Raw genomic sequence first — 25,035 nt, 5'->3', positions numbered from 1 at the left:
TAGATCCAAAATTTAAGATTTTAAATCTAGAAATTGTAATTGGAACGGTTATGCGATTTTTTCGATATCGCCTTTGAGAATGGTGATCGGTGCGTCTTTTTTCAGAACCGTTTCATCTGTCACAACCACTTCCAATACATCCTTACGTGAAGGGATTTGGAACATGAGTTCCATCATTATCTCTTCCACGATGGCACGAAGTCCGCGGGCGCCACTTTCCCGTTTAATGGCCGTTTGGGCAATGGCTTCAATGGCAGATTCTGTAAACTTGAGTTTTACATTCTCAATATCAAACATCTTTTGGTATTGTTTGAGAAGAGAATTTTTTGGTTCCGTAAAAATGGATTTGAGACTTTCAATGGTGAGTTCATCGAGAGTGGCAATGATCGGAAGTCGACCAATGAACTCTGGAATCAGACCAAATTTCATCAGGTCATCAGGAATGACATGGTGTACTACAGATTCCCCTTCTTCGATTTTACGGCCTTTGTCATTTACGATTTCGTTGGAATGGAATCCGATGGATTTGACACCAACTCGTTGTTTGATGATGTCGCTTAGACCCACAAACGCTCCCCCACAAATAAAGAGGATGTTTTTGGTTTCCACAGGAATATATTCTTGGTGTGGGTGTTTGCGCCCCCCCTGTGGTGGCACATTGGCAACCGTTCCCTCAATGATTTTGAGTAAAGCTTGTTGGACACCTTCCCCACTCACATCACGAGTGATAGATGCAGAATCCGACTTACGAGAAATCTTATCAATTTCGTCAATGTAAATGATTCCCATCTCCGCACGTTTGACATCATTGTCTGCATTTTGGATGAGTTTAAGGATGATGTTTTCTACGTCCTCTCCCACATAACCTGCTTCCGTAAGGGCTGTGGCATCAACAATGGCAAAGGGAACTTTGAGAATTCGAGCCAGTGTCTGCGCAAGAAGAGTTTTTCCAGAACCAGTAGGACCGATGAGCATGATATTGGATTTTTCCAATTCCACATCCCCCGCCTTACGTTCGTTATGGAAGATTCTTTTATAGTGATTGTAAACGGCAACAGACAAAGCTTTTTTGGCTTGTTCTTGGCCAATCACATACTGGTCTAAGATTTTTTTGATTTCGGTTGGCTTTGGGATGTCACCGACAATGGCAGTTTTTTCACCACCTTGCGGTTCTTCTGCGATGATTTCATTACATAATGAAATACATTCATCACAGATATAAACACCAGGACCAGCGACAAGCCTTCTTACTTCATCCTGGGCCTTTCCGCAGAAAGAACAATGTAATTTTTCTCTGGAATTACCCGTTTGGCTTGGACGTTTGGTCATGGTGTAAGCCCCTCTTTTAAGCTTGTGGCATCTGTTTGCGTTCTTGGATGACGTTGTCGATGATGCCGTATTCTTTGGCTTCTTCGGCACTCATAAAGAAATTTCTCTCTGTGTCTTTACGAATTTGTTCTGATGATTTTCCGGTGTGTCTTCCATAAAGATCGATGAGTTTGTCCTTGATCTTTATGATTTCTTTTGCCGAAATTTCGATATCCGAAGCTTGTCCACCTGCACCACCATAGGGTTGGTGTAACATAATTCTAGAATTAGGAAGTGCAGAACGTTTTCCTTTGGCACCGCCCGCTAGAAGGAGAGCTGCCATTGAAGAAGCCTGTCCAATACAAAGTGTTCTTACTTCCGGTTTGATAAGTTGCATGGTATCGTAAATGGCAAGACCAGAGCTTACGTACCCACCAGGACTATTTATGTACAAATAAATATCACGATCAGGATTTTCCGCTTCCAAAAACAAAAGCTGTGCCGAAATGACATTGGCATAGGTTTCATCGATGGCAGATCCAAGGAAAATGATCCGATCTTTCAAAAGCCGTGAAAAAATATCGTATTGGCGTTCGCCACGGCTTGTTTGTTCGATTACATAAGGCATGAGTGTAGACATAGTTTACTCTTCTTTTCCGCTAAGAATTTTCTCAGCTTCTTCCGTTGAAATAGTCTTAGGCGACTTCTTTTCTACCTCAGCGTATACAAACTCGTCAATTTTATCAAACAGGAATTTGTCACGGTAGTAGGTTTCCGCCTTCTGTTTTTGGACTTCCTTTTTGAGTGTTTCGGCAGGAATTCCTTGTGCAGAAGCCTCTTTTTCGTAACCCGCTTCTACTTCTTCGTCAGAAATTTGGATTTTATGGTCTTCAGCGATTTTCTGCTTCAAAATATAGGTTTGGATCCGTTTTTCAGCGGCTTTGGAAAAAGATTCACGAACTTCTTTTTCTTCTTTATTCAATCGTTTTGCGTAGTCTGCTAAGGATGATACAGGAAGGCCGAATTCACGCATAAAGTTTTGGAAAACGGTTTCTGTTTCTTCGTAAATTAATGACTCAGGAATGATGAACTTGGATTCTTTGATGATTTCATTGTAAGCATCATCGGTGGCCCGTTTCGTCAGTGCGTTTCCGAAAATTTCAACAAGTTGTTTTTTTGTTTTTTCTTTTAACTCTTGTAAGTTGGCAGAACCATCCACTTCCGATGCAAAATCATCATTGATTTCAGGATAAGTCACCTTGTAAATCGCAGTGACAGTTACAGTATAAACGATGGTTTTTCCAGCAGATTCTGGGGATTGTGGGTAGGAGTCAGGGTAAGTGAAAGAAAACTCTTTGGTTTCGTTTAGTTTCATTCCAAGAAGGTTCGTTTCAAAACCAGGTGGGTTTTGAGGAGCACCCATTTGGAATTTGCCCACTTGGCCTTGTTCTGGGTATTCTTTGTCAGTTTCTTTGAACTTATAATTGATTTCTAAGAGATCTGAGGATTCAACTGGTTCTCCCTCTTCTTTCAAAGAGTTACGAGCCATGTTTTTTTGAATTCCTTCTAATTCTTTTTGGATGTCCGCATCAGAAATTTTAATTTCTTTGGGTTGGATTTTGATCTTTTTCAACTTCGGTAAGGTGACTTCTGGTTTGGTGTCGTAAGTGGCTTTGGCTTTGGCACCAGTATTTTTATCAAAGGTTTCCATTTGGAATTGGGGCAGGCGAATTGGTTTGTGTTCCAATTTATCAAATAAATCTGCCATTGCTTGGTTGAGCATAATGTTGGCAGCATCATCCATTACGGAATCCCCAAGAACTTTTTCGACCATATTCAGAGGTGCTTTTCCAGGTCGAAACCCTGGGATTTTTACTTTTTCAGATGCATTTTTGTAAGCCTTAGAGTAGGCAGTGCGGACTTCTTCAGCGGTAAATTGAATGCTTAAGTCACAGGTTGCGTTGTTATTTTTTTTTGCCGTAAATTCCATCGTATTATATCCAGTGTAAAAAAAGAGAGTGTAGTGGAAAGAAAAAGAAGCGTACCTTCATTAGCGGGAAACGGGACTTGAACCCGCGACCCTCTCCTTGGCAAGGAGATGCTCTACCGCTGAGCTATTCCCGCAGAAGGTTTGTGAAACCATCATTTGGAATTGGGGCAAATCGGCAAGGAAAAAAGGCAAAAATTGATAGAGGAAAATCGGCGGCAAGGTTTAAAATCAGATCCCCAAATTTTGGGACGCGGGTCGGGGGAACTACTCCGCCAACTAACAAGCATCATAGGCTAGAATAAAAAATAGCATTCCCAACTTTACCAATGGGTAGTGTGGACATTCCTCCCTGTTAAAATAAACGATGTACTTTTTAGAAAGATTCTTTTTCTAAGAAGCATTTCTTTATATTCGAAACCACGATACCATTCCCCAAAAGGAAGTCTCTCTTTCTTTCTGAAAGGAACCAACTGGCAATCAATAGTGAACAGTGAACGCGATTGAAAAACTTTTTTATGGAAATCCCTCGATTCAAATTCGCAAAATACAAGGATTATGCGAAAAATTCATAACCTACCCTTCGATTTTTGGATCTTTTCTTCCCTTTCCGCTCCACCAAAATGCGTGATGACAGTTCTACAAACAGTTTCATTACCAGGAAAACACTTTGTAAGGTTATTTTCTACTAGAGAGAATCCAGGTGTTACAAGTGTTTTAGATTGATTCCATACTACCGCATAATCCTTGTATGGATGGAAAAATGTCAGAAAAACAGAAGTTTACAAAAAATTACGTATTTAAACCGAATTCTCTTGACACAATTTTCATATCTGCGACTAACTAGTACCCGCTGGCAAACGGCGATAATATTCCATAAGGAAACACGAATGAAAAAAACAACATCTATCCTCCTCGCTCTACTTTTCGTAGCTGCGGTTTTTGGTAACTGTAAAGAAGATAAAAAAGACGACACTCCTGTACTTGCTCTTTTGCTTTATGCAAATGACCAATTAAGTGGTAACTGTGCTACTGTTACTAGAAACAGCACAACATCTTACTCAGTATCTCTTTCTACTGTTCCAAAAGGTGGTTGTAAAGTGAACCAAACAAAAGCAGAAGCAGAAGCAAGTTTCAATACTCAAAAAACAAACGTCCTTGCTTTCTTCACAAAAGCAGGATCTGTTTGTGATACTTCTGCTACTTTTACAACAAATTACTTTAACACTCAGATTACAAACTCTAACAACCAAACTGATTCTGCTTTTGCTGCCACTGTTGAGAAAACAAGAGCATTCTCAGTTGGTAACCTTGTTACAGAATCAGCATTGAAACTAAAAAATACAGACGGTAGAACTGATGCACAAATTGCTGCTATGTCTCCTGGTAGTTTAAATGACCTTTTCTTTAGCACTGCTATCACTCTTGCTGGAAACGTATCTGCATCTTGTGCAACTGCTGTAAAAGCATTGGACCAAACTACTGCTGACGCGTTAACTTCAACTCCACCTACAAAACTAGTATCTTCCTCTTGTACTTACGGTTCTTCTGCAGCTGCAACTACAAAATGCGCAACTCTCGCAACTGAGTTCTAAGAACTCTTAAGAAATTTAAGTTTTTAAGGACCGGTCACTTAAGTGACCGGTTTTTTTATTTCTCAACATTATTTGATTCTGACTTTTCCCTATATGAAAAAAATCTTTATCCTCACTATCTCCTGCCTATCTTTCTACTGTTCTCCCTTACAATTCACAGAAGTGAAAAACCAAGCCATCATCCAATGGAATGACTTAGGTCTTGGGTTTTTCTTAGCTACCAAAGAAGAGGGAAACCTCTACCATGACCTAGCTTGGATTTACGGTGATTTAAAAGACCAATCCAAAACATTTCCTCTGTTTAACGAATGGAGAGACCCAAAAACAAAACAACCTACACGTCGTTTGTGGTTTGGGCCCGAGACACAAAAATTAGTGGAATGGTCTGACGAAAATCAAAACGGGATTTGGGAAACAAAAACCTATTTTAACCAAACCGCAAAAACAGGAATCACATCTGGACATATTGCCTACTCCGACTTCGATACTGACGAAAATGGATTTATGAATGTCCGTATTTTTTTAGGGGCTCGTGTGGAGGAATTGGTTCAGGAAAATGGCACCATACGTATCTGGGCCGAAGGAAATGGCAATCTAGAAAAAATCGATGCTTTTATTCGGTCTAAAAACCTAACCGACTTAGGTCCTAGTCGTAAAATTCCCATTGCAGAATCTTGGGTGGTTCATCCGGAAAAGGTGACACAAAAAGTGTACAAAGCCGTATATCAACCGTAAGTTGGGAATTGATAAAATCTGGACACTCCCAAATCGCTTTAAAGAAATAGTGTATTCTTCATTACCTAGTTTAGTATATGGCTTTCATGGCTTGCGATGAAGAAATTGCTAATTCTATTAAAGGCTTTTTCAAACCAATACTTTAGCTCAAAATTACACTTAATACTAAATTACTTCCCTTTCTGGTATTCGCCTTGCCTACCGCAAGCTACATGCCAGTCCCTAACGTCCCGTTGGGACTCAGGGACAGGGAACTTTTATAAGTCTAGTTCGTTATGCGTAAGTTTTCAAACTTTGACTGTGAACAAAGAGATACTTTATTTGACACTTTTTTCGTCTTGCTATTATATAAAGTAACCATTATCATGAAATTGTAACCACAATTTTGGAGCAAAAATAATGATCTATGTAGGAGTGAGAGATTTAAAAGCAAAACTCAGCGAGTATCTCGATAAAGCAAGGCTTGGAGACGAAGTAATAGTTACTGAACATGGTAAACCTATTGCTAGACTAATAAAAGAACCAAGTAAACAAAAAACTACAATTGATAAAATGTATCTTTTAGCTGAGAAAGGTATAATACAACTCCCAAGTAAAGAAAAAAAAAGTAAATCGGCTGCGCCACTGACAACAAAGTCAAAAATACCAGCATCCGAAACCTTACTGAATGACCGCTAATGTTTTATTATTTAGATTCCAGCGTTCTGGTAAAAAAATACTTTAATGAATTTGCTTCAGATACTGTTTTAAATATATGGAAGGAAAATAGATATCTAGCCATATCACAAGTAGGATACTCGGAAATACTAGCGACTATAAATAAAAAACAAAAAATCGAAAATTTCTCTGACAAGGTAAAAGAAAAGATCATAAAACAATTCAAATCTGATTGGGACCAACTTGTCAAAATTAATGTTGATCATACAATCAATTCGGAATTAGAAAGAATTCATTCAAAATACCTACTACGTGGTTTCGATGCGATTCACCTCGTTTCTGCAATTATCCTATTCAATGAATTAGAAGAAGAAACATTCTTCCTTAGCGCTGACGAAAATTTAGCTACTGCTGCAAAAAAAGATGGCTTAAATATCGGTAATTACGATTGGAAATAAACGGAAACCTTCGCATAATAGAAGATAACTGCTTCGCTTCGGCACTTACGTCCTCGCTTTAGAGTTCGCTACATTCCTCTCCATTATGCTTTCCTTTCGCAAGAAGAAATAATGATCAGCTGACGCCTACTTCATAGGCCCTTCTATTTTACTAACAAAGGTTTCAGATAAGGATAAACTGTTTCTGCCACTAATTTATGACCTGCTTCTGTGGGATGGATTCCATCTTTTTGATTGAGTTTTCGAATGGAGGCCACTTTTTCTAAAATAAAAGGAACTAGGGGCACATTCTCTTCTTTAGAAAGTTCTGGATAAATTGCATTAAAGGCACTTGCATATTTTTTCCCCATATTGGGTGTAGCATACATCCCGACTAACAGTATTTTGGTGTTTGGGTATTGGGATTTAATTTGTCGAATCATAGAACGAAGGTTTTCTTTGGTAACACTGGGACTAATGCCTCTAAGCATATCATTGGCACCTAACTCTAAAACAAAGATAGAGGGTTTTTCGGCAAGAACCCATTCCAATCGTCCAAGCCCGCCGCTCGTTGTGTCGCCAGAAACGCCAGCATTGGTCATTTGATAGGAATATCCTTCCGCTTGTATTCGTTTGGTAAGGACATGGGGCCAAGCGTCTTCGAAATCTAAAAGACCATATCCAGCCGTCAGAGAGTCACCAAAATAAATAATCCTTCTCGTTTCATTTGCCTCTTTTGTCGCAGAAACATTCGTGTTTGTGGGATCAGAGGAATTTCCACAAGTGAGTAAAAGAAAAAAACTAATAAAAATTACGTAAGGCATCACTGATTAGATTGTTCCAAACTAAGGAAAAATCAAAGGAAAAAATAAGAATTCAGTAAATTTTGTCCGAGTCGTAAAAAAAGGAAACTCCGGGCATTATGTAAAATTCTGTTACCGTATGTTTGACTGAGGTAGACATTTCCGAAAATCCAATATATACACTTCTAGAGGAATAATCACTTCTTGGAACCCCACCAAGTGTATCACCCAAATAGGTCTCATAATTACGTTTGATATCTTGGCGGATCATTCCAATGTCTAAAGTAAAACGGCAATATTGAAAAGAAGATTCTATGTTTAGTATGGTTCCCTTGTCTCTTACCTTTCCACCGTAAGCAGGGACCACACCTGTTAAGTTAGAACTTCCATCACTAAATGTTTCTTGGATGATTTGAGAACCTAACACAGAAAAGTTTCCTTTTCGATCCAATAATTCTAACCTGGTTCGAAGTTCCCACCAATCTCTCAGTTTCAACTTTGCAAAAATTCCCGGCAAAATTCCTTTCATCGAATATTCTGCGTTTGCATCGCCGCCAATAGACCAAGTAGCCTTGTTAGGAACTGTTGCTTCTGCTCTGCTCGTAGAATAGGAACCATAGGAAATATTATTTCTCTCCGTATAACGATGGAAGTTGATAGAGGGACCGATCATAAAGATTTTGGAAAAAGGATGTGTATAGGAAAACCGAAGGTGTTGGCTTACGCCTTCAAATCGCAACAAACGGTTCCCTTCAAAAGCACTGGCCCAATAAGTATCAGTTCTTGGTGAAAAAAAGTTATTGGAGGCAGGAAGATCCCTACTATAAACACCAAGGGAAATATCTTCGGCTAATTGGATTTCAAATTTATTTTTGTAACCGTACCGAATGTCCCAAAACTGAGAATTAACACCCAAATCTTTTACTGGTTTGTATGGAATTGAAAGCGGAGAGCCTGGTTCTGTGATTTGTCGAAAAAGAGAATTCTGAAACCATGCGGGTCCCGTTTCATTGAGAATTGCTGGAGAGAGTTTTCCGATACCCCAACCTGTGCGAAACATTACTCTATGTTCATACACCTGATTAAAAATATCCATTCGAGTTTTGTTATCTTCTCTATCTTCTAATGGAATGGATGTTTTGTTTTCTGAATCTTTTCCTTCCTGTTTAACTCCAGGACTCACTACTTCTTTTTTTGTTTCCTCGGCAAAGGAAGGAAAAACAAGTCCAAGAAATAAAACTAGAAATAGATAATTGTATAAACTAAATAAAAAAATCGTACGGACTTTAATAAACAATGCGAACCGTCCCTACATAAATTTCTGTTCTACGGTTTTTCTTTTCAGCAAGCATTGTATCTACAATTTTATGTAAATCAGCGAAACCATCCACTTCCTTAAAACGTTCTTCCACAATTCGGTGAATTAGTTTTAATTCAAGTTTTACGGATTGAGAACGCTCCTTACTAAGTTTTAGGTTCATCGAAAAAGCCCCCACACTATCCGTGTGTCCGCCAATTCGACAATTAGTTTCAGGATAAGCATCCATAGCGTCCCCAACTTTAGCGATGAGTTCTTTTGCTTTTGGAGTGAGAGTTGATTTTCCAGATGGGAAAGCTACGTCTCCATCAATGACAATTAAAAGTTCTCTAAGACGTTTTTCATCATCTTCAATTCGTTTGAGTTCGACCCCTTTTCCAACAAGACTTCCTCCCACTTCTTCAAATGGCGTTCCGGAGTGTTCAAAATCACCGCGAAGACCTTTATACAATTTCTCCAAATATTCCGAAGTTCCCAGTTTATCCAAAGAACCTACTGGTAAACTTCCCAAATAGTCGCCAGCTTTCTCCTCTTTAGGAGTGACACATCCGCAGAATTTTTGAAAAGCAACTGAATCCTTCCATTCTTGTTTTACAATACTATTGCAATTGATAACAAATAACAAAAGGAAGGTGGAATGGATTATGATTGATAAGTATATTCTTTTACGCATAAAGCCAACAGTCCTTATCTTGAGAAGTGATTGGGAAAATCAAATGAAAATTAGTTCAGCTAAAATTAACAGATTTAGAAATAAAAAGTAAAATCATTCTACCATAAAGTTGACACATACATTAGGAGTTCACACTAAAAACTCCCCTTGGATTTCACTACAAACTGCTAGTTTTTTCACCACCAACTAACGCATATTTGGAGGCCAATTCAAAATTTGTTCTTCATAGGTTTTTCGTTGCCCCGATCTGATTGCCAAAAACAATTGGACCAACCCAACCACTGGAAACAGGAAATTATTTATGAACTTTCACCAACAGATCAAATCCTCTCTTTTGATTCTTTGTCTCTCATTCATCCTATTTCAAAATTGTAGTGGCCAAGTCTCTGCTGGAGATACTTTTCTTTTTGGACTCAGCGAGCAGTTCGATAAGTTGTTTGGGAAGGAAGTGGCGACTGCGGCTTGTTCGACTGACGTAACGATTACGACAAAAAAAATTGACCTAGTGGAAGATGGCAATGTTTCCGCATCATTTAGCACAACAGAAGATTCTGGAGTGACTCCTGCGCCTACAGAAAACGATTGGGGATACAGTAGTTTCGAAACCTGTATTTACCCTAGCTCTCCATTTACTGGATCTGTAGAAATTCCTGTATCACTCTCCTCAAACTATGGCACACGAATCACCTCCGCTCAGTCAGTTCCTGGACCTGCTGCCTTTCCATCAAAGCTTACGTTTACAGGGAACGGATTAACGGCAAGGCAGTGTCTGCGATTTACAGTAGTTAACGATGGAGATAGAAGTGCCGTTGTGGATCCAATGACAGTAGACTTAGGAAAAATGGTTCAAAAAGATGGGGATGGAAAGGTAACATCAGGAACTTATTCCAATAAAGATGCCTGCGATATTTCTGTATCACTCGAAGATGATGAGGCCCCGGGTGTAAGAGTTTCCAATATTCGTGTTATGGAAGAACCAGGCCCTTCGGCGACAACTACCTATGGTACTTTTAAAGTAAAACTTAGAACCGCTCCCTCAGCCAATGTGACCATTCCCATTAATGATGTTTACGATGCGGTGAATGTTGGGAATCGAGAAGGAACTACGAATCCCAAAACATTGACATTCACACTAGGAACTTGTCCAGGAACTGGAAATTGGTGTGCAGACCAAACAGTCAGGGTTGATTCTGTCGACGATTTAGAGTTAGATGGATTAAAATCGTATACGATCGAACTTGGAAAAACAACTAGTACCGATTCGGATTACAACGGAATCAAACCAAGAAATGTAGTGGTTTACAATCTGGACCAAAGTGTCCCTGGGTTTAGTGTCCTAAAGTTTAGCGGTGGTTCCACAATCAATTCTGCAAGTGCAAGCGTTCCAGCAATAACAGGTTTTGCAACAGATGAAAACAATCAATTCGGAGATAAATATTCCAACTTCCAAATTCGACTCCGATCCAAACCAACAAACAATGTTACATTAAATTTTACATCCGATTGCGGAAATAAATGTACGATCCAAACTCCTTCTTTGGTGTTTACACCAAGCGATTGGAATACATACCAAACCTTTCGTGCCATTGGAAAAACAGATTCGGCAAATTCAGGTAACCAAAATTATACAGTCTCATTTACAGTGAGTTCCTCCGATACAACTTATAGTACGACAGTTTACAAACCCAGCGTTACCATTCGATCTTGTGACAATGATGGGACTCATCTCATCCAACCTTGCAATTATTCAGGTTCTCCTTTAGGAACTATAGGCAATCAACTTAGTGCTGCGGAAGGCGGATCGACTCAAATTTGGCTCATCACTCAATCCTCTCCCGGCGGTTCTATCTCTGTTGGTCTTACTTCCAGTGATACTTCAGAAGGAACAGTTCCTGCCAGTGTTTCCATCGACGCTAGTAATTATAATACAATGGAAACAGGAGCCACAAACAGAATTGGTTTGGCCCATGTGGATGATGCTTTAGTTGACCTCACACAATATTGGACAATCACAACAGCGACTTCCTCTGGAGGTTTGACTTATGATCCCATTGATATTTACGCAGCAACAACCGACGATGAAAAAGCATTTTATGTAACTCACACAGGTTCACCAAAAGAAGGAACAGCTAATGTTGCCACTGTGCATGTATGTTTGGGGGGAAATAACCCGACACAACAAGTGGTTTTAAATATTAGCTGTAAAACATATACAGCTACAGAAGCAGCTTACAATGAGTGTGATGTGATAACTCCTACTCAAATCACTTTTCCCGTGAATAGTGAAGTGGAGACGATGAATGCTTCCGATTCAGGATGTGCTGCCTCAGCAAAAAAACAATCTTTTACAGTCAGTGGCAAGGATGATTTATTTGCCGATGGAAACCAACCCTTTGATATTCGTTTAGTAATGGCTGCGAATACTGACACAAATTACCAAAATGCAACTAGCCCTTCCGACCATTCCATTACGAATGAAGACGACGAGCCAGCAGGTAAAAAAATATTTACAACAGCCAACTCCTATAAAGGAGAGATGGGAACAGATGGAGTTTTCGGTGCTGACCTTACCTGCAATAACAATAAACCGACGGGCGTTTCAGGAACCTACAAAGCTTTGATCATCAGTAATAGTGTTGGTGATACATCGATTGCCAACCACCGAGTGCCTAACGGAATTAACTGGATCCTTTCACCTAACTATCATTATTACCGCTGTACAGGTTCAGGATATAATGTTTGTAGCGATGAATATACAAGACTTTTTATCACTGATGGATCTGCCTTATTCAATCCAACTTCCATGTCTCGTGATTTTTCAACCACTGCATCGGATGAATTTTGGACTGGGATGACAAATACGGCTTCCCTAACGCCTGCAACCCAAACGGCATTAAACCCTGATGCAACGGCATGTAATGATGCCACACTTGTTTATCGACAAAACTGTCATGGCTTCAATTATGAAACTTGTACAACAAATTCCTCAACGTATTTCTATGGTGAAATTTGGGTTCGCAATGGCAACGGTTCCGTATCCAACGCTTCAAGGCGATGCGATTTACTAAAAAAACTAATCTGCGTGGAACAATAGAAAGATCCTTCTCCTAGAGCAACTTTAACTTTTCTTTCAAAACTTTGGCGGCCATCGCAAAACCGCCATCAGCTCCATCCACGAAATGAACTTCTTCGGAAGAGTTCACCTTTAATACGCAGGTCATCAGAGACCGGTTGGAAACAAAATTTCCATACCGGATCAATCCTTCCAATTCCAATTGATTTAAAAAACTAACAAGAGACTCCCTATTATGTTTGGATCCATCAATTACCATTTTTAAGGTTCCATCATATTTACGAAAGTCAGCAGAAAGAATTTGATACTCTTTCAAATGGTTTAATGAATAATGTCCGGAGCGAAAGGGAATCCCAAACTGCATAGCGATTGCCACCACTGTTCTTTCCAACCAAATTTGTGTTAGTGCCAAATAGAATCTGATTCCACTTGGTTTTCCAATGCGGGCAATGGCTTCCTTTCTTAAATAAGGACCAGAATCTAATTCTATATTACTAACTCTTAATGGATGATAATCCCCTTCTTCGCCATATTCAGATCGAATAAAATTCAAAACACGAGTGATAGTTTTTTTACAAACATCAAAATCTGGATGAATGGGTTTTACAATGAGAGAAACAATCTCACCTCTTTCGCTGGGGATATCCTTCCATCGGCAGGTAAAACCTGTAAAATCAGCAGGAAAAATCTTTTCATTTTCTCGAACTAAATAAGACTCATCTTTTCCTTCTTTGATCCAAGTTTCTGCAAGCGATAACGCATCTCCAAAGAGAGAACATTGAACATAATGAGCAGATGCACGGAATTTACTTAAAAATAAATCGGCTCCTGCGCGGTACAACTCTTGTACGGGAACAATTCCTGCGCGCATCTCCAATCCAAAGGCTGACCGCACTTGGGCTATAGTATCAGCAATCGCCGATCGAATGGGAAACAGTAGATTTACGGGGAGTAAAAAGGTTACCCCATCACCACCAAATACAAATGGAAAATCCATATGCCCATATACATTGGCAACCGCTATCGCTGTAAGTCCACCAGCCGTATTTACATCTTTATAACGACCTTCCTCTATCGCTTTTGTTGATCCAACAATATCGGTAATCAATACAAACCAATCATCCGGAACTTTTGTGGGTTCTTCACCATAAAATAAATTTTGGAATTCAGGACTTGGTTTTAGGTTTTTATAAAAATCATCCACAGAAACTCAGACGAAGGATTTCGTATACAAAGTGGATATTTTTCTTAGTTGTCTCGAAAAAGCCGTCAGTAAATCGTACTTATCAAACCGTATGAACCAAGTTTTACTTCGCACAACATTTTCCCTGTTTCTTCTTTTCGGATTTTTTGGCTCTTCCTATTGTTTTGGATTTTACTTAAATGAACTAGCCGCCAACGAAAGAAAGGTTTGGTTAGAGGATAAAGCCTGGGCCATCACAAATGCCATGACAGATGCGGAACTGGTTGGCCAAACGATCCACATCGCCATTCCACAAAAAACAGTAGATGCCATTGCTATTGAAGAAATCAAAGAAACAAAACCAGGGGGGATCATTCTCTTTGGAAAAAACTTAGGTAAAAAAGAAGAAATCCTCTCTCTAACAAACAATCTACAAGCGGAGGCGAAAGCCAATGGACTTCCTCCATTTCTTATCTCCACAGACCAAGAAGGCGGACGTGTGTTTCGAGTCCAAGATGGAATCACACCTTACCCTGGTGCAATGGCAGTAGGCCAAACTGGAAATACGGAATGGGGAGAAACTGTTGGTTTTGTAACTTCCTATGAACTTCGTAACTTAGGGCTTAACTTTTTATTCGCACCTGTTTTAGATATCAATAACAATCCATTAAATCCTGTCATCAACACACGTTCGTTTGGTTCTGATTCCAAACGAGTTTCTGATGTAGCAGTGGCTTATGAAAGAGGAGCTCGTACTGGAGGATGTTTGCCAGTCATCAAACATTTTCCAGGACATGGAGACACAACTGTGGATAGCCATTTAGGCCTTCCCATCATAAATAAAAGCCTAGAAGAACTAGAACAATTGGAACTGGTTCCGTTCAAAAAATCCATTGCCGGTGGTGCCGAAGCAGTGATGTCTGCACATATCGTTTATCCAAAAATTGATCCGCAGTTTCCTGCAACACTTTCCAAAACTATATTAACCGATGTTTTACGAAAAAAATTAAATTTTGATGGGATCATCATCACTGATGCAATGGAGATGCATGCCATTTCTAAAAACTACGAAAAGGACAGGCCAGGAGTTTTAACCATACTTGCGGGTGCCAATATAGTTCTCCTTACAAGTTGGGGAGAAACTGCTCGCAAATTCAAGGCACAACTCAGCGATGCTTATAAAAATGGAGAGTTCCGTTATGTAGACAAGGACGGAAAGGAACATGACAAATTAAAAGAGGCAGTGCAAAAACAAATCCGCAAAAAATTAGAACTCGGTATTTATGATACAAACTCCATTTTGCCTACAGTATATGACGAAAACCCAAAACAAAAAGAATATTTAACCAATTGGAACGAAGAAAGAAAACAAAGGTATATTAAACTCAATCAATCCAAAAACTTTGTGAAAGAAATCAACGAAGACTCCATTCGTTCGTATCCAAAATCCTTTCCAACTTCAGGAATTGTACAAACGGAAACAATCTCCTTTGCAAAGAACGGCCGCCTGAAAGAAACTCTTAAATCCAAAAAAATCGACACACTGCCTTTCAAAAATTTCGCAAGCCAAATCAAAAATAAAACTCTTACAACTTTCGTTTTTGATTCCACATCCGAAAACGAAGTTCTTTCCGTTTTTAACTTAGCAAAAAAATACCCAAACAAAACGTTTGTGATTTTACATGGAGGAACTCCCTTTATCAAACTTCCGGAGCTTCCAAACTTACACTATTTATTATCTTTTTCTTTAACCCAAGGATCATGGGAAGCATTAGGAGAAAAACTCACCTCGGGGAAAGAAATCCCCGCAGTGGATTTAATTTTATTACCAAAAGGATCGAAGACTCCATCGAAAGGAGCCTTCCCCGAGAGATTATAACAGTAGTATTTTTTAAGTCAAAACTTCTCTGATACCACCACGTTTGCGGATTTCTTCATACAAAGTTTTCCGCACAGTTTCATCAGCATCTACATAACGTAGTAAATACAAATCTGACTTTTGTTTGGTGGGCATCATCTTGGCTCTGATATGAAACATAGGTCCATTCTCAAAACTAAAACTAACTTCCCAAAGATCTTGTTGTTTCCAAATTTCGGAAGAAGTTCCCGGGGGAAAAGAAAACAAAATGCCACGATCAGAAAGTCTTTCTGACAAAGTAATAAAAGGTCTCGGTGTTTCTTTGATATCAAAACGTTTTTCGTTATTTTCCTTTTGGTCTTTGGCAATTCGTTTTAATACTTCTAACTGTTTATCAATATTTTCTTCTGTGAGTAAAAGTTTATTTTTATCCAACTCGAGAACTTGTTTTTTTTCATCAGGTGGTGGCCAAGGGGAAACGGTAATAGATACTTTGTCCGTTAACATCAAATGTGATTCTCCTTTCCTTTCAATTTTTCCATTAAAATGAAAAATCACTCCACTTTCATTGGTTCGAACCACTTTCCCTTCTAACAAATAACCGCCGCTACTGGGTCGAAATACATATAATTTAGCTTCTTTACCAGGAACGAGTAAATCCTTGGAAAGGCCTTTTACCGATAGAAGAAGTTCGTCTGTTGTTTTTTGCATTACATAGGTAAGTTCCTCACGGCCATCTGCTTCGAGAGCCGCAACCTCACCTATTGTCAGTTCATTCAAAGAAAGAATTTCTTTTTTAAATTCAACTCCGGATCGGAATAGTTTATCAAAAAGATCCACTTCCTTTTCTGTTGTGTTTGCATTCGATTTTAAAAAGTAACGATAAAGCGCATTTTTTAATTTGTTTCTATTTTCAGGTAAAAGATAAATTTCACGTTCTTCTTCGCTGAGATGATCATAAAACGCATGAAGAATATTCAGTTCTACTTGGTTGCATTTTCTTGCTACGGCAAAACGTTGAAACTCAACCCAGTGGTTCACGACACTGGTTTGTTTGTTTTGTATGTAATTCATTACTTTCACGTAAATGAAGGCAGCAACTCCCATTAGGAAGATGTAAAAGAGGTAGATCGTATCAAATTTGGGAAAAATCCAAACGACTTGTGCTATAAAATTCATAATTTACTTTTCCTCATATCCGTATTGTGTCGAATGGAAGCAAGGTGAGCTCTTCCTACTTTAAAATTATCGGCAAAAATCCTCTCCACGGGACTGTTGTTCCCCAAGGAAATAAAAATGAAGCACTTCCACTTCTGGGAGCCCTACTCCTTTGGGAAGGAGACGTCATCCTAGACAACCTTCCAGAAATTGCAGACGTTCTGAAACTTATGGAAGTACTCCGCCAAATAGGAGTAGAAATCAGTGCTCTCGATACAAAAGGATCTTATCTCTTTCAGAAAAAAAATCCAGTGAAATCGGATCTTCCTTACGAACTTTGTTCGCAACTCCGAGGAGCTGTCACTTTAGCTGGCCCTATCCTTGCACGCACAGGAAGGGTATTTCTTCCCAAACCAGGGGGGGATAAAATTGGCCGACGCCGTATGGACACCCATTTGTTGGCACTCGAGGCACTGGGAGCCAAAATCGAAGTTTTTCCCGACGGGTATATGATTACCGCTGACCGATTGGTTGGAAAAGACATTTTACTTGATGAAGCATCCGTTACCGCCACAGAAAATGCAGTGATGGCTGCCGTTTATGCCGAGGGCATAACAACGATTCGTAATGCCGCTTCCGAACCTCATGTCCAAGGGCTTTGTCGTTTTTTGATTGCTGCTGGTGCCAAAATTGAAGGTGTGGGAACAAACCAACTAACAATCACAGGTGTTAGTTCTCTAAAATCCCCACCCGGTGGGCTTCGACATAGAATTGGATCGGATTATTTAGAAATTGGATCCTTTATCAGTCTTGCGGCCGTTACGGGAGGAGAGATTCATATCACCGATGTCAATCCAGAAGACATTCGTATGATTCGAATGGTTTATTCGAGGTTAGGGATTGAAGTAAGACCCACGGAAAATGGAATCCTTGTTCCCTCAGACCAAAAAATGGAAATCATTCCCGACTATCACGGAGCCACTCCTAAAATCGATGATGCTCCTTGGCCAGGATTTCCTGCCGATATGACCTCAGTGGCCCTTGTCACAGCCACACAATGTAAAGGAACTGTTCTCATCCACGAAAAACTTTTTGAATCCAGACTCTTCTTTGTGGACAATATCATTGCCATGGGTGCCCAAATCATCCTCTGTGATCCACACAGGGCCATTGTCATTGGTGCCAACCGTTTGTATGGCCAAAGGGTCGCAAGCCCCGATATCCGTGCGGGGATGGCCATGATCATTGCTGCTCTATGTGCCGAAGGCCAAAGCGAAATTCATAACATTGTTCAGATTGATAGAGGTTTTGAATCGATTGATACCCGACTTCGTTCTTTGGGTGCTCAAATCGAAAGAGTCTCCGATTAGATGAAACGAAAAGACCTATTCCGAGAGGGATTTAAATCTGTTTTTCAGTTTACCTTTACGAAGGCAGATGAACTCACCGAGGTGATCAAAGAAGTTTGGGAAGAAGAAAAAACTCCCAAACAAAAAGGAAAACAAAAGGCAATTTCTCCATCTAGCAAGGAAAAGTTGCCCCCAAAACCAACAACTGTCCGGAAACGTAAAACCAGAATGTTCCAGACATTATCCCTACCTCCTGGTGCTTCTCCTGATTTTTTTTCCCGTTGTACAGGTTGTAATGAATGTATTTTTGCCTGTCCTTATGCCGTCTTATTCCCTGTTACAGCAGGGGAAGAAGGAAAAATATTTCCACATTTGGATCCTAACGCAAAAGCCTGTCATCTATGCACTGACTGGCCCTGCATTAGTGTTTGTCCTGAAGAGGCACTCTTACCGTACGAACTGTCCGGTGAAAAACCAAATTTTGGTAAGGCGAAAGCCATCACAGAACATTGCATTAACGAAAAAACAGGTGAATCCACTTGTAATGCGTGTTTTGTTACCTGCCCAATTGAAAAAACAGTGAAATTTAAAGGGAATTTGCCTGTTTTTGCCTCATCTTCTTGTACGGGTTGCGGGTTATGCGTTGAATCTTGTCCAAGTTTTCCGAAAGCAATTCAGATTAAATTCAAAAAACAATAACCATCGCCTATCAATCGTTTTATATAATAAAATCATCGCAAAACATCAAAAAATTGTTATTCGATCAAAAAAATATCTTGAATTTTTAAGAGAGCAGAGAGATACCTTTGTTAGGGCAAGGGATTTTCCCTCGTCAAAAAAAAGATAAAATCTAGATTTAAAGGAAAAAGAAAGCTATGGAACCACAAAAAGTAGGCCCAGGACAAATTGACAAAATTGCAGAGGATTTGAAAAAAGATCCTGAAAAATCCATTGGAAATTACCTTTTCAAAGGATTCAGAATTCAAATCTCTAAATACAAAGCTTCTGGTGCAGAAAGAGTGCAACAACTCTACAAAAGAAGAAGAGCGCAAGGTCTTTGCATCGTTTGTGGAACTAAAGTAACACGTAAAAATCCTGTAACAGGCATCCTTTACAGACTTTGTGATACACACAGAGCTGAAATTGATCAAAAAAACAAAGAAAAAGCGAAAGCAAAAAAAGGAAAATAGTCCTTTCCTTTCATTTTTCTAACTAAGAGGGGACTTTGGTCCCCTTTTTTGTTTACAGACAATCTCCGAGCCTTATCTTTTTTTCATGAAATTTCTCTTACCAATTCTTGCCCTATCCCTCTTTGGATGCTCCCAAATGATTTGGCGACATGCGCAATTGCCACAAGAAGTGTCTCCGAGTAATGATCCTAATTTTAATTTAATCTTAACGGTTGAATATGAAGAGAAAGACTCTTGGAATCCTATGAACGGAACTACAGATAAAAGAAATTATAAAAGCAAAATTGAATTAGTAAAAAATACACCAACAGGTAGAAAGTCTGTTAAGGAATGGACTCTCCCTTCCTGGTCTTTGGGAGATGGAATTTTTTATCACACAGATTCATCCACCTTATTTGTATTATATGGAAAAGATGATGAGTATGGAACTTTAAACCAAACTTTGTCCCTTTATCCTGAAACTGGTGGTGCTTTTTCTTATCCAGCAATACCCGAAAACCGAATTATCTTTCAAATGGCTCCATCACCTAATGGAAACTTGGTGGCTCTAGTCACAGCAAACCCTAAAAAAGAAGGTGAGTTTTCCGAATTTGAATTAAATATCATCCAACTTTCTGACAAAAAAATCCAAAGTTTCCCTATCAATTTTTGGACGGCACTCCCACTTTATGGAATTCGTTGGGCCGAGGATGGAAAAAAATTGTATCTCCGAACTCCAGACCGCATTCTTTTATGGACTGGTTCCGAGATTATCGAAACCAAATCCTTTCCCGATTGTTTCACGGTTCCTACCAACTTTGGAAAATGGGCTTATGAATCCGCAAGTTTGGGAGAAGGTGGGAATGTGGTTTTAGGTAAAAAACTGCCTACTCCCCGCCAAATCTCCAATATAGACCAAATCAAACTCTGTCGTTAGTCACTTAGCCGAAAACAAACGAAAGTCCCTCTTCTCTGAAAAGGAGAACGGGGCATCGGAATACACTGAGAAGACTTTGGATCCAAACACCACCCTCCTCATCCTCAATTCGCTTGATTTTATTATGTCACATGATTGGATGAGTGAAAAGCCCCCATGATCGAAAAGAAATTTACGGAACATATCGATGCCATTTCCAAATACCTGAATGTCGTCGAAAAAATTGAACCCATTCGCAAAAGTGGGGTCGTTGTATCCGTAGTGGGTAATGTCATTTACTCCCAAGGACCACCTGATTCCAAGGTGGGAGAAATTTTAGAAGTAGAACGAGGGTCTGACAAAGGTTATTTGCCATGTGTACTGGTCGGTTTTAAAGACCATCTTTACACCTTAATGCCATTAGGTGATACTCAACAAATATTTCCTCATGCATTTGTATTTTCTTCGGGAAGACAAATTACTCTGAATGCAGGTCCAGAACTTTTAGGAAGAGTGTTAAACGGTCTTGGCAAACCCATTGATAACAAAGGGATTCTCATTACTAAAGAAGAGAGACCTTCAGAACCAAGGTTTTTAAACCCCCTAGACCGCCCTCCCATCACCGATATCTTAGAGACGGGAGTTCGGGCCATTGATGGAATGTTAACGGTAGGTCGTGGACAAAGGATTGGAATTTTTTCCGGTTCCGGTGTTGGTAAATCAAGTTTACTCGGTATGATTGCTCGTTACACAAATGCTGATGTAAACGTTGTTGCTCTTATCGGAGAAAGAGGACGCGAAGTAAATGAATTTTTACACGTGGAACTTGGCAAAGAAGCAATGACTAGGTCTGTTGTATTTGTAGCCACTTCAGACTCTTCGAAAATGGAACAAGTCAGTTGTGCAAACCTTGCCTGTTCTGCAGCTGAATATTTCCGAGACAAAGGGATGTCCGTCAATTTATATATGGATTCTCTTACACGTTATGCCGAAGCACTACGAGAACTTTCCATCGGAGAACCTGTGGTAACCAAAGGTTATGCATCTAGTGTCTTCACAAAAATGGCAAAACTTGTAGAAAGAGCAGGAACTTCACATAACGGAGGTTCTATTACAGGGTTTTATACTGTTTTGACCGATGCAGAAGATGATATGGATGATATTGTTGCAGATAAGGTTCGCGGATTTATCGACGGACATATTGTTCTAACAAGAAAACTAGCAGAACAAAGCCATTACCCTGCGATCGATGTACCCGCTTCCCTTTCAAGACTTATGCAAAAGATTGTCAACGAAGATCATTATATGCGTTCTTCCATCGTAAGAGAACTTATTTCGAAATATAAAAGCTCAGAAGATATTATTTTATTAAACGCCTATGTTCGCGGAGCCGACGAAAAAGTAGATATGGCGATTGATAAAAAATCACAAATTGATGATTATCTTAGACAAAGGATTGAAGAAAAGTCTAGTTACCAAGATGCAACCAACCGATTGGCCAAAATACTTCAGTCCTCCGCTCGTGTAGAAGATGATTTTTAATCTAAGGTTTTAAATATTTTTTTGAAAAACCTTCAAACTAACCAATAAAACAAATCTTCAGATAACAATTTAAAAAACCAATTGATAAGTCAGTATTTTTATTCGATTTCTAAAATTACCAAAGTGACATCGTCATCAGGAGAACGATTCCCTGTAAATTCCTTGATCCTTTCGAGTAACAAACGTTTGGATTCGGGAATTGGATATCCACTGTATCTCTGAACAATACTTTCCCAATTTTCCTGGCCAATCATTTCCTTATCGGAGTTAGTGGCTTCCGTAATCCCATCCGTATACAATACAATTCGGTCACCAGATCTCAGAGAAACAACATCTTCCTGTATATCTAGTTCAGGGATCCAACCGATCAGTTTTCCTTGTGGTAAACTTAAAGAAGGTTTCGAATTTCCTAAACGACTGATAATCAGGGGAGGATGACCACAACGAGCATGGACTAATTCTTTTGTTTCTAAATTAATATATATATAAGAGGCAGTGAGAAAAGCACCTTTCATTTTTCCAAGTAAGGTGGAGTTGATTTGTGTCATTAACTGGGCAGGTTCTCTCGATAACCTAACTTGCGTGGAAAAAGCAATTTTTAACATGGCAGAGATAAGGGCAGCAGGAATCCCATGTCCCGATACATCCGCAACCATCACACCGAGTTCTGTCTCGGAAATCGCGTGAAAATCAAAGAAGTCACCGCCTACGCTGTCCATTGGCTCATAATAGAATTCTGTTTTGATACCAACGATAGCAGGGGCTTCTTCAGGTAAGATTGAACTTTGGAGTTTTCTTGCGAGTCCCAATTCATTCTGAAAAGCAATAAACTTGTTTTGTTCTTCCACTGCCTTTTTTAAGGTAATCAAATTTTTGGCTCTAGAGATTAACTCTCTTTTGTCGAAAGGTTTTGCCAAATAATCATTTCCACCAGCTTCTAAGGAAGCAATGATGTCAGTGATTTGGTTTTTGGCAGTCAAAAATAAAATCGGTAGTTGGTATAAAGAATAAGATTCACGTAAAACAGTACAAACATCATATCCACTCATTCCGGGCATCATGATATCAAGTAACATCAACTCAAATGGGCCATCATCTCGAACCATTCTGATGGCATCGCCGCCATTGGATGCTTCATGTACATCACAACCAATCAGTGTTAAATGATTTTTGAGAACCTGGCGGTTGATCGGTTCATCGTCTACAACGAGAACTTTGATTTTTTCGCCATCATATTCATCACAAGTTTCTTCGATAGGCTCAAATTCAGGAGACTCACCCCCAAACCACAAGTCAGTCTTTTTCTGAGGAGGTTTTTCCATTGGGATTTCGCCTTCTCTTGCCAATGGAAGCGTAAATCGGAACGTAGAACCTTCCCCTTCCGTGGATTCCACCCAGATGGAACCGCCGTGTAACTCCACCAAACGTTTTGAAATGGCAAGGCCAAGGCCAGTCCCACCAAACTTTCGTGTGGTGGAAGAATCCACTTGTTCGAAAGATCTAAAAATATCAGCAAACTTATCTTTAGGAATTCCTATCCCTGTATCTTTTATAGAAAGTACCAACATTTTTTCCGAAATCTCGGCGGAAACATCGATACGACCTTTCTCTGTAAATTTAATCGCATTTCCAATTAAATTAAAAAGGATTTGTTGGAGCCTTGCTTCATCTCCCAAAATGGGAGGAAAATCGACAGGAACATGATTGCGAACGGTTAGATTTTTTGTAACATAGAGTGGCCTGGAAATCACAAGCACCAAATCACAAATTTGATGTAAATCAATGGCTTTTAGGTCCAAATCCAAGTCTCTGTTTTTCATTTTGGAAAAGTCTAAAATATCATCTACAAGGGAAGACAATCGTTTTCCTGAACTGACAATCATTCCTAAATTCTGTCTTTGTTCTTGGTTGAGACGTCCACCTATTCCATCAAACATAGATTCGGCGATACCAATGATTCCATTTAAAGGTGTTTTTAATTCGTGCGAAGTATTTGCCAAAAACTCGTCTTTGAGTTTATCTAAAGCAAGTAGTCTTTTGGAAAGAGATTCTACATCAGAAAAAGCGCGACTAAACCGTCTAGAGAGTGTTAGGGACTGCACTAAAATAAATATAAAAATTCCAATAGGAATTGCTTCTACAGTATAAACAATCTGATACGCATTCATTAAATCAATAAAAGCAGCAATCGCTACTGAAATGATACCGATTGAAAATAACAAACTACTTTCCTGCCGATTGACAACCGCACGAAACACTCCTTGTAAAATCATTAAGATTCCAGATAGAAACACAATCTGGAAATAGCCGTTTAACTTTGTATAAATGGGAGTTGGTAAAAACAAAAGAAAACTAATGAATATCAAAGTTGGGATAAACAGAACTCGGTCCATCCAACGAGGGTAAAACTTGGGATAAAATTCACGAAAAAAAGCAAAGAATAGATAAGGAGATAAATAGAAAGTTAGATATTCAATCCGAAGACAAATATTCCAAGTAATAAGGGGAGATAATTCATTAAATACAAATCTTTCTCCGGTGAAAAGGGTTCTTACTGATAACAAAAGTGCAGCTAACCCAAATAACAAATTTCCTTTATCCGATCTTCTAAAATAGAATAATCCAAAATGGTACAAAGCAATGATGAACACTGCCCCTGCTAAAAACAAAGAGGAGGCTAAATCTTTTTCATTTTCTTTAAAAAGTTTTTTCCACTCACCAACATAAGGAGGTTCCCACATTCCACCTTTGTCATGATGAAAATTAGATATCTCCACCAATAATTCGTTAGGTCCCTTTTTCCAAGGGAGAGGGTAAAATTGGAATTGGTAGGAAGGTTTTGACTCTTCTGGATTTTTGGAAACCGTTCCGGAAGACCCAAGAAGTTTTCCATTCCAAAACACTCGTGAGGCGGTGGCAGAATCTACAAGTTTGATTCCGTAAACGGTCTCTAAATCTGTGCCTTCTGGTCTCTCCAAAACCAAACGATAAGTTCCGAATCCATTTCCCGTCCCAAGTTCGGAATTCCAAATTCCAGGTACCAAAACTTGGAGTTTGGACTCAGGCAATTGATTTGTTTCTGAGAGAAAGGTATGAGGATAAAACTCCCATTCGCCTTCCAAATGAACGGGATTTCCTTTGCTTTTCCGCAGGATTTCAGCCGGAGACGTTGCGTATAAATGAGGAAAACCTAAAAAGATAGGTAACCAGGCCGCAAAAATCAGATGTAAGTATTTAAAGGACAATATTGCAAGTTTTACTCATTTTTTTAAAA

At 39.3% G+C, this 25,035-nt stretch carries 20 protein-coding genes and 1 tRNA gene; 11 read left to right on the top strand and 10 right to left on the bottom strand.

Features of this window, described 5'->3' with window-relative positions; all coding sequences use genetic code 11:
- Positions 1-48 precede the first annotated feature (48 nt).
- The 4 genes from clpX to EHR07_RS00845 form a co-directional block, all read right to left on the bottom strand.
- The gene (gene clpX / locus EHR07_RS00860) at positions 49-1,329 is read right to left on the bottom strand and encodes an ATP-dependent Clp protease ATP-binding subunit ClpX (RefSeq protein ID WP_135570789.1); all 1,281 of its coding nucleotides are present in this window, start codon (positions 1,327-1,329) and stop codon (positions 49-51) included.
- Positions 1,330-1,345: 16 nt separating this feature from the next.
- Positions 1,346-1,948, bottom strand: coding sequence for an ATP-dependent Clp endopeptidase proteolytic subunit ClpP (clpP, locus tag EHR07_RS00855; RefSeq protein ID WP_135743326.1), 603 nt, complete (start codon positions 1,946-1,948; stop codon positions 1,346-1,348).
- 3 nt (positions 1,949-1,951) lie between these two features.
- Positions 1,952-3,298 (bottom strand): trigger factor, encoded by a 1,347-nt coding sequence (gene tig / locus EHR07_RS00850; protein ID WP_135743325.1) that lies wholly within the window; start codon positions 3,296-3,298, stop codon positions 1,952-1,954.
- Between the two features lie 62 nt (positions 3,299-3,360).
- Positions 3,361-3,432 (bottom strand) — tRNA-Gly (locus EHR07_RS00845).
- A 753-nt stretch (positions 3,433-4,185) separates the two neighbouring features.
- Here EHR07_RS00845 and EHR07_RS00840 point away from each other — a divergent pair.
- From EHR07_RS00840 to EHR07_RS00825, 4 genes are all read left to right on the top strand, one after another.
- Positions 4,186-4,890, top strand: coding sequence for a hypothetical protein (locus EHR07_RS00840; protein WP_135743324.1), 705 nt, complete (start codon positions 4,186-4,188; stop codon positions 4,888-4,890).
- A gap of 93 nt (positions 4,891-4,983) precedes the next feature.
- Complete coding sequence (gene lsa25.6, locus EHR07_RS00835) at positions 4,984-5,625, top strand: Lsa25.6 family adhesin (protein ID WP_135743323.1); 642 nt, start codon at positions 4,984-4,986, stop codon at positions 5,623-5,625.
- A 399-nt stretch (positions 5,626-6,024) separates the two neighbouring features.
- A complete protein-coding gene (locus tag EHR07_RS00830) occupies positions 6,025-6,303 on the top strand; it encodes a type II toxin-antitoxin system Phd/YefM family antitoxin (RefSeq protein ID WP_135743322.1) in 279 nt (92 codons plus the stop codon).
- Positions 6,303-6,740, top strand: coding sequence for a type II toxin-antitoxin system VapC family toxin (locus tag EHR07_RS00825; protein WP_135743321.1), 438 nt, complete (start codon positions 6,303-6,305; stop codon positions 6,738-6,740). Before EHR07_RS00830 ends, EHR07_RS00825 begins: the two co-directional genes overlap by 1 nt.
- A gap of 143 nt (positions 6,741-6,883) precedes the next feature.
- On the opposite strand, the gene EHR07_RS00820 is transcribed toward EHR07_RS00825, so the two are convergent.
- The 3 genes from EHR07_RS00820 to EHR07_RS00810 are packed head-to-tail and all read right to left on the bottom strand — an operon-like array spanning position 6,884 to position 9,513.
- Complete coding sequence (locus tag EHR07_RS00820) at positions 6,884-7,543, bottom strand: arylesterase (RefSeq protein ID WP_135743320.1); 660 nt, start codon at positions 7,541-7,543, stop codon at positions 6,884-6,886.
- Between the two features lie 52 nt (positions 7,544-7,595).
- Positions 7,596-8,819, bottom strand: a complete 1,224-nt coding sequence (locus EHR07_RS00815; RefSeq protein ID WP_208739645.1) for a hypothetical protein — start codon at positions 8,817-8,819, stop codon at positions 7,596-7,598.
- Positions 8,809-9,513: an OmpA family protein gene (locus EHR07_RS00810; protein WP_135743319.1), complete on the bottom strand. Its 705-nt coding sequence runs from the start codon at positions 9,511-9,513 to the stop codon at positions 8,809-8,811. Before EHR07_RS00810 ends, EHR07_RS00815 begins: the two co-directional genes overlap by 11 nt.
- Before the next feature lie 301 nt (positions 9,514-9,814).
- Here EHR07_RS00810 and EHR07_RS00805 point away from each other — a divergent pair, with 301 nt between their 5' ends.
- Complete coding sequence (locus EHR07_RS00805) at positions 9,815-12,607, top strand: DUF1554 domain-containing protein (protein WP_135743318.1); 2,793 nt, start codon at positions 9,815-9,817, stop codon at positions 12,605-12,607.
- 13 nt (positions 12,608-12,620) lie between these two features.
- On the opposite strand, the gene EHR07_RS00800 is transcribed toward EHR07_RS00805, so the two are convergent.
- Positions 12,621-13,790, bottom strand: a complete 1,170-nt coding sequence (locus EHR07_RS00800; RefSeq protein ID WP_135743317.1) for a DUF3095 domain-containing protein — start codon at positions 13,788-13,790, stop codon at positions 12,621-12,623.
- Between the two features lie 91 nt (positions 13,791-13,881).
- On the opposite strand from EHR07_RS00800, the gene EHR07_RS00795 reads away from it, so the two are divergent.
- Entirely contained in the window at positions 13,882-15,648 is a 1,767-nt protein-coding gene (locus tag EHR07_RS00795) for a glycoside hydrolase family 3 protein (protein ID WP_135743316.1), read from the top strand.
- Positions 15,649-15,660: 12 nt separating this feature from the next.
- Here EHR07_RS00795 and EHR07_RS00790 read toward each other — a convergent pair whose 3' ends face one another.
- A complete protein-coding gene (locus tag EHR07_RS00790) occupies positions 15,661-16,806 on the bottom strand; it encodes a hypothetical protein (protein WP_135743315.1) in 1,146 nt (381 codons plus the stop codon).
- A gap of 44 nt (positions 16,807-16,850) precedes the next feature.
- On the opposite strand from EHR07_RS00790, the gene murA reads away from it, so the two are divergent.
- The 5 genes from murA (at position 16,851) to EHR07_RS00765 (ending at position 21,761) form a co-directional block, all read left to right on the top strand.
- Positions 16,851-18,155: a UDP-N-acetylglucosamine 1-carboxyvinyltransferase gene (gene murA, locus EHR07_RS00785; protein WP_135743314.1), complete on the top strand. Its 1,305-nt coding sequence runs from the start codon at positions 16,851-16,853 to the stop codon at positions 18,153-18,155.
- The gene (locus tag EHR07_RS00780; RefSeq protein ID WP_135743313.1) at positions 18,156-18,833 is read left to right on the top strand and encodes a 4Fe-4S dicluster domain-containing protein; all 678 of its coding nucleotides are present in this window, start codon (positions 18,156-18,158) and stop codon (positions 18,831-18,833) included.
- 176 nt (positions 18,834-19,009) lie between these two features.
- A complete protein-coding gene (locus EHR07_RS00775; protein ID WP_002973161.1) occupies positions 19,010-19,324 on the top strand; it encodes an LIC10235 family protein in 315 nt (104 codons plus the stop codon).
- Positions 19,325-19,460: 136 nt separating this feature from the next.
- Positions 19,461-20,240, top strand: a complete 780-nt coding sequence (locus EHR07_RS00770; protein WP_135743312.1) for a hypothetical protein — start codon at positions 19,461-19,463, stop codon at positions 20,238-20,240.
- Between the two features lie 156 nt (positions 20,241-20,396).
- Entirely contained in the window at positions 20,397-21,761 is a 1,365-nt protein-coding gene (locus EHR07_RS00765) for a FliI/YscN family ATPase (protein ID WP_135743311.1), read from the top strand.
- 98 nt (positions 21,762-21,859) lie between these two features.
- Here EHR07_RS00765 and EHR07_RS00760 read toward each other — a convergent pair whose 3' ends face one another.
- Positions 21,860-25,006: a SpoIIE family protein phosphatase gene (locus tag EHR07_RS00760; RefSeq protein WP_135743310.1), complete on the bottom strand. Its 3,147-nt coding sequence runs from the start codon at positions 25,004-25,006 to the stop codon at positions 21,860-21,862.
- Between the last annotated feature and the right edge of the window lie 29 nt (positions 25,007-25,035).

This window comes from Leptospira bandrabouensis, from assembly GCF_004770905.1.
GTDB lineage: Bacteria > Spirochaetota > Leptospiria > Leptospirales > Leptospiraceae > Leptospira_A > Leptospira_A bandrabouensis.
The sequence above is the reverse complement of the archived record's forward strand: the minus strand, read 5'-3'. Positions and strand labels throughout refer to the sequence as shown.

What these genes read in the sequence shown, in the direction of transcription:
- clpX (WP_135570789.1), bottom strand. Translation starts at nt 1,329, where the DNA reads ATGACCAAACGTCCAAGCCAAACGGGTAATTCCAGAGAAAAATTACAT.
- EHR07_RS00820 (WP_135743320.1), bottom strand. Translation starts at nt 7,543, where the DNA reads ATGCCTTACGTAATTTTTATTAGTTTTTTTCTTTTACTCACTTGTGGA.
- EHR07_RS00825 (WP_135743321.1), top strand. Translation starts at nt 6,303, where the DNA reads ATGTTTTATTATTTAGATTCCAGCGTTCTGGTAAAAAAATACTTTAAT.
- EHR07_RS00765 (WP_135743311.1), top strand. Translation starts at nt 20,397, where the DNA reads ATGATCGAAAAGAAATTTACGGAACATATCGATGCCATTTCCAAATAC.
- EHR07_RS00840 (WP_135743324.1), top strand. Translation starts at nt 4,186, where the DNA reads ATGAAAAAAACAACATCTATCCTCCTCGCTCTACTTTTCGTAGCTGCG.
- EHR07_RS00790 (WP_135743315.1), bottom strand. Translation starts at nt 16,806, where the DNA reads ATGAATTTTATAGCACAAGTCGTTTGGATTTTTCCCAAATTTGATACG.
- EHR07_RS00805 (WP_135743318.1), top strand. Translation starts at nt 9,815, where the DNA reads ATGAACTTTCACCAACAGATCAAATCCTCTCTTTTGATTCTTTGTCTC.
- EHR07_RS00770 (WP_135743312.1), top strand. Translation starts at nt 19,461, where the DNA reads ATGATTTGGCGACATGCGCAATTGCCACAAGAAGTGTCTCCGAGTAAT.
- EHR07_RS00795 (WP_135743316.1), top strand. Translation starts at nt 13,882, where the DNA reads ATGAACCAAGTTTTACTTCGCACAACATTTTCCCTGTTTCTTCTTTTC.
- EHR07_RS00775 (WP_002973161.1), top strand. Translation starts at nt 19,010, where the DNA reads ATGGAACCACAAAAAGTAGGCCCAGGACAAATTGACAAAATTGCAGAG.
- lsa25.6 (WP_135743323.1), top strand. Translation starts at nt 4,984, where the DNA reads ATGAAAAAAATCTTTATCCTCACTATCTCCTGCCTATCTTTCTACTGT.
- tig (WP_135743325.1), bottom strand. Translation starts at nt 3,298, where the DNA reads ATGGAATTTACGGCAAAAAAAAATAACAACGCAACCTGTGACTTAAGC.
- EHR07_RS00780 (WP_135743313.1), top strand. Translation starts at nt 18,156, where the DNA reads ATGAAACGAAAAGACCTATTCCGAGAGGGATTTAAATCTGTTTTTCAG.
- clpP (WP_135743326.1), bottom strand. Translation starts at nt 1,948, where the DNA reads ATGTCTACACTCATGCCTTATGTAATCGAACAAACAAGCCGTGGCGAA.
- EHR07_RS00830 (WP_135743322.1), top strand. Translation starts at nt 6,025, where the DNA reads ATGATCTATGTAGGAGTGAGAGATTTAAAAGCAAAACTCAGCGAGTAT.
- EHR07_RS00810 (WP_135743319.1), bottom strand. Translation starts at nt 9,513, where the DNA reads ATGCGTAAAAGAATATACTTATCAATCATAATCCATTCCACCTTCCTT.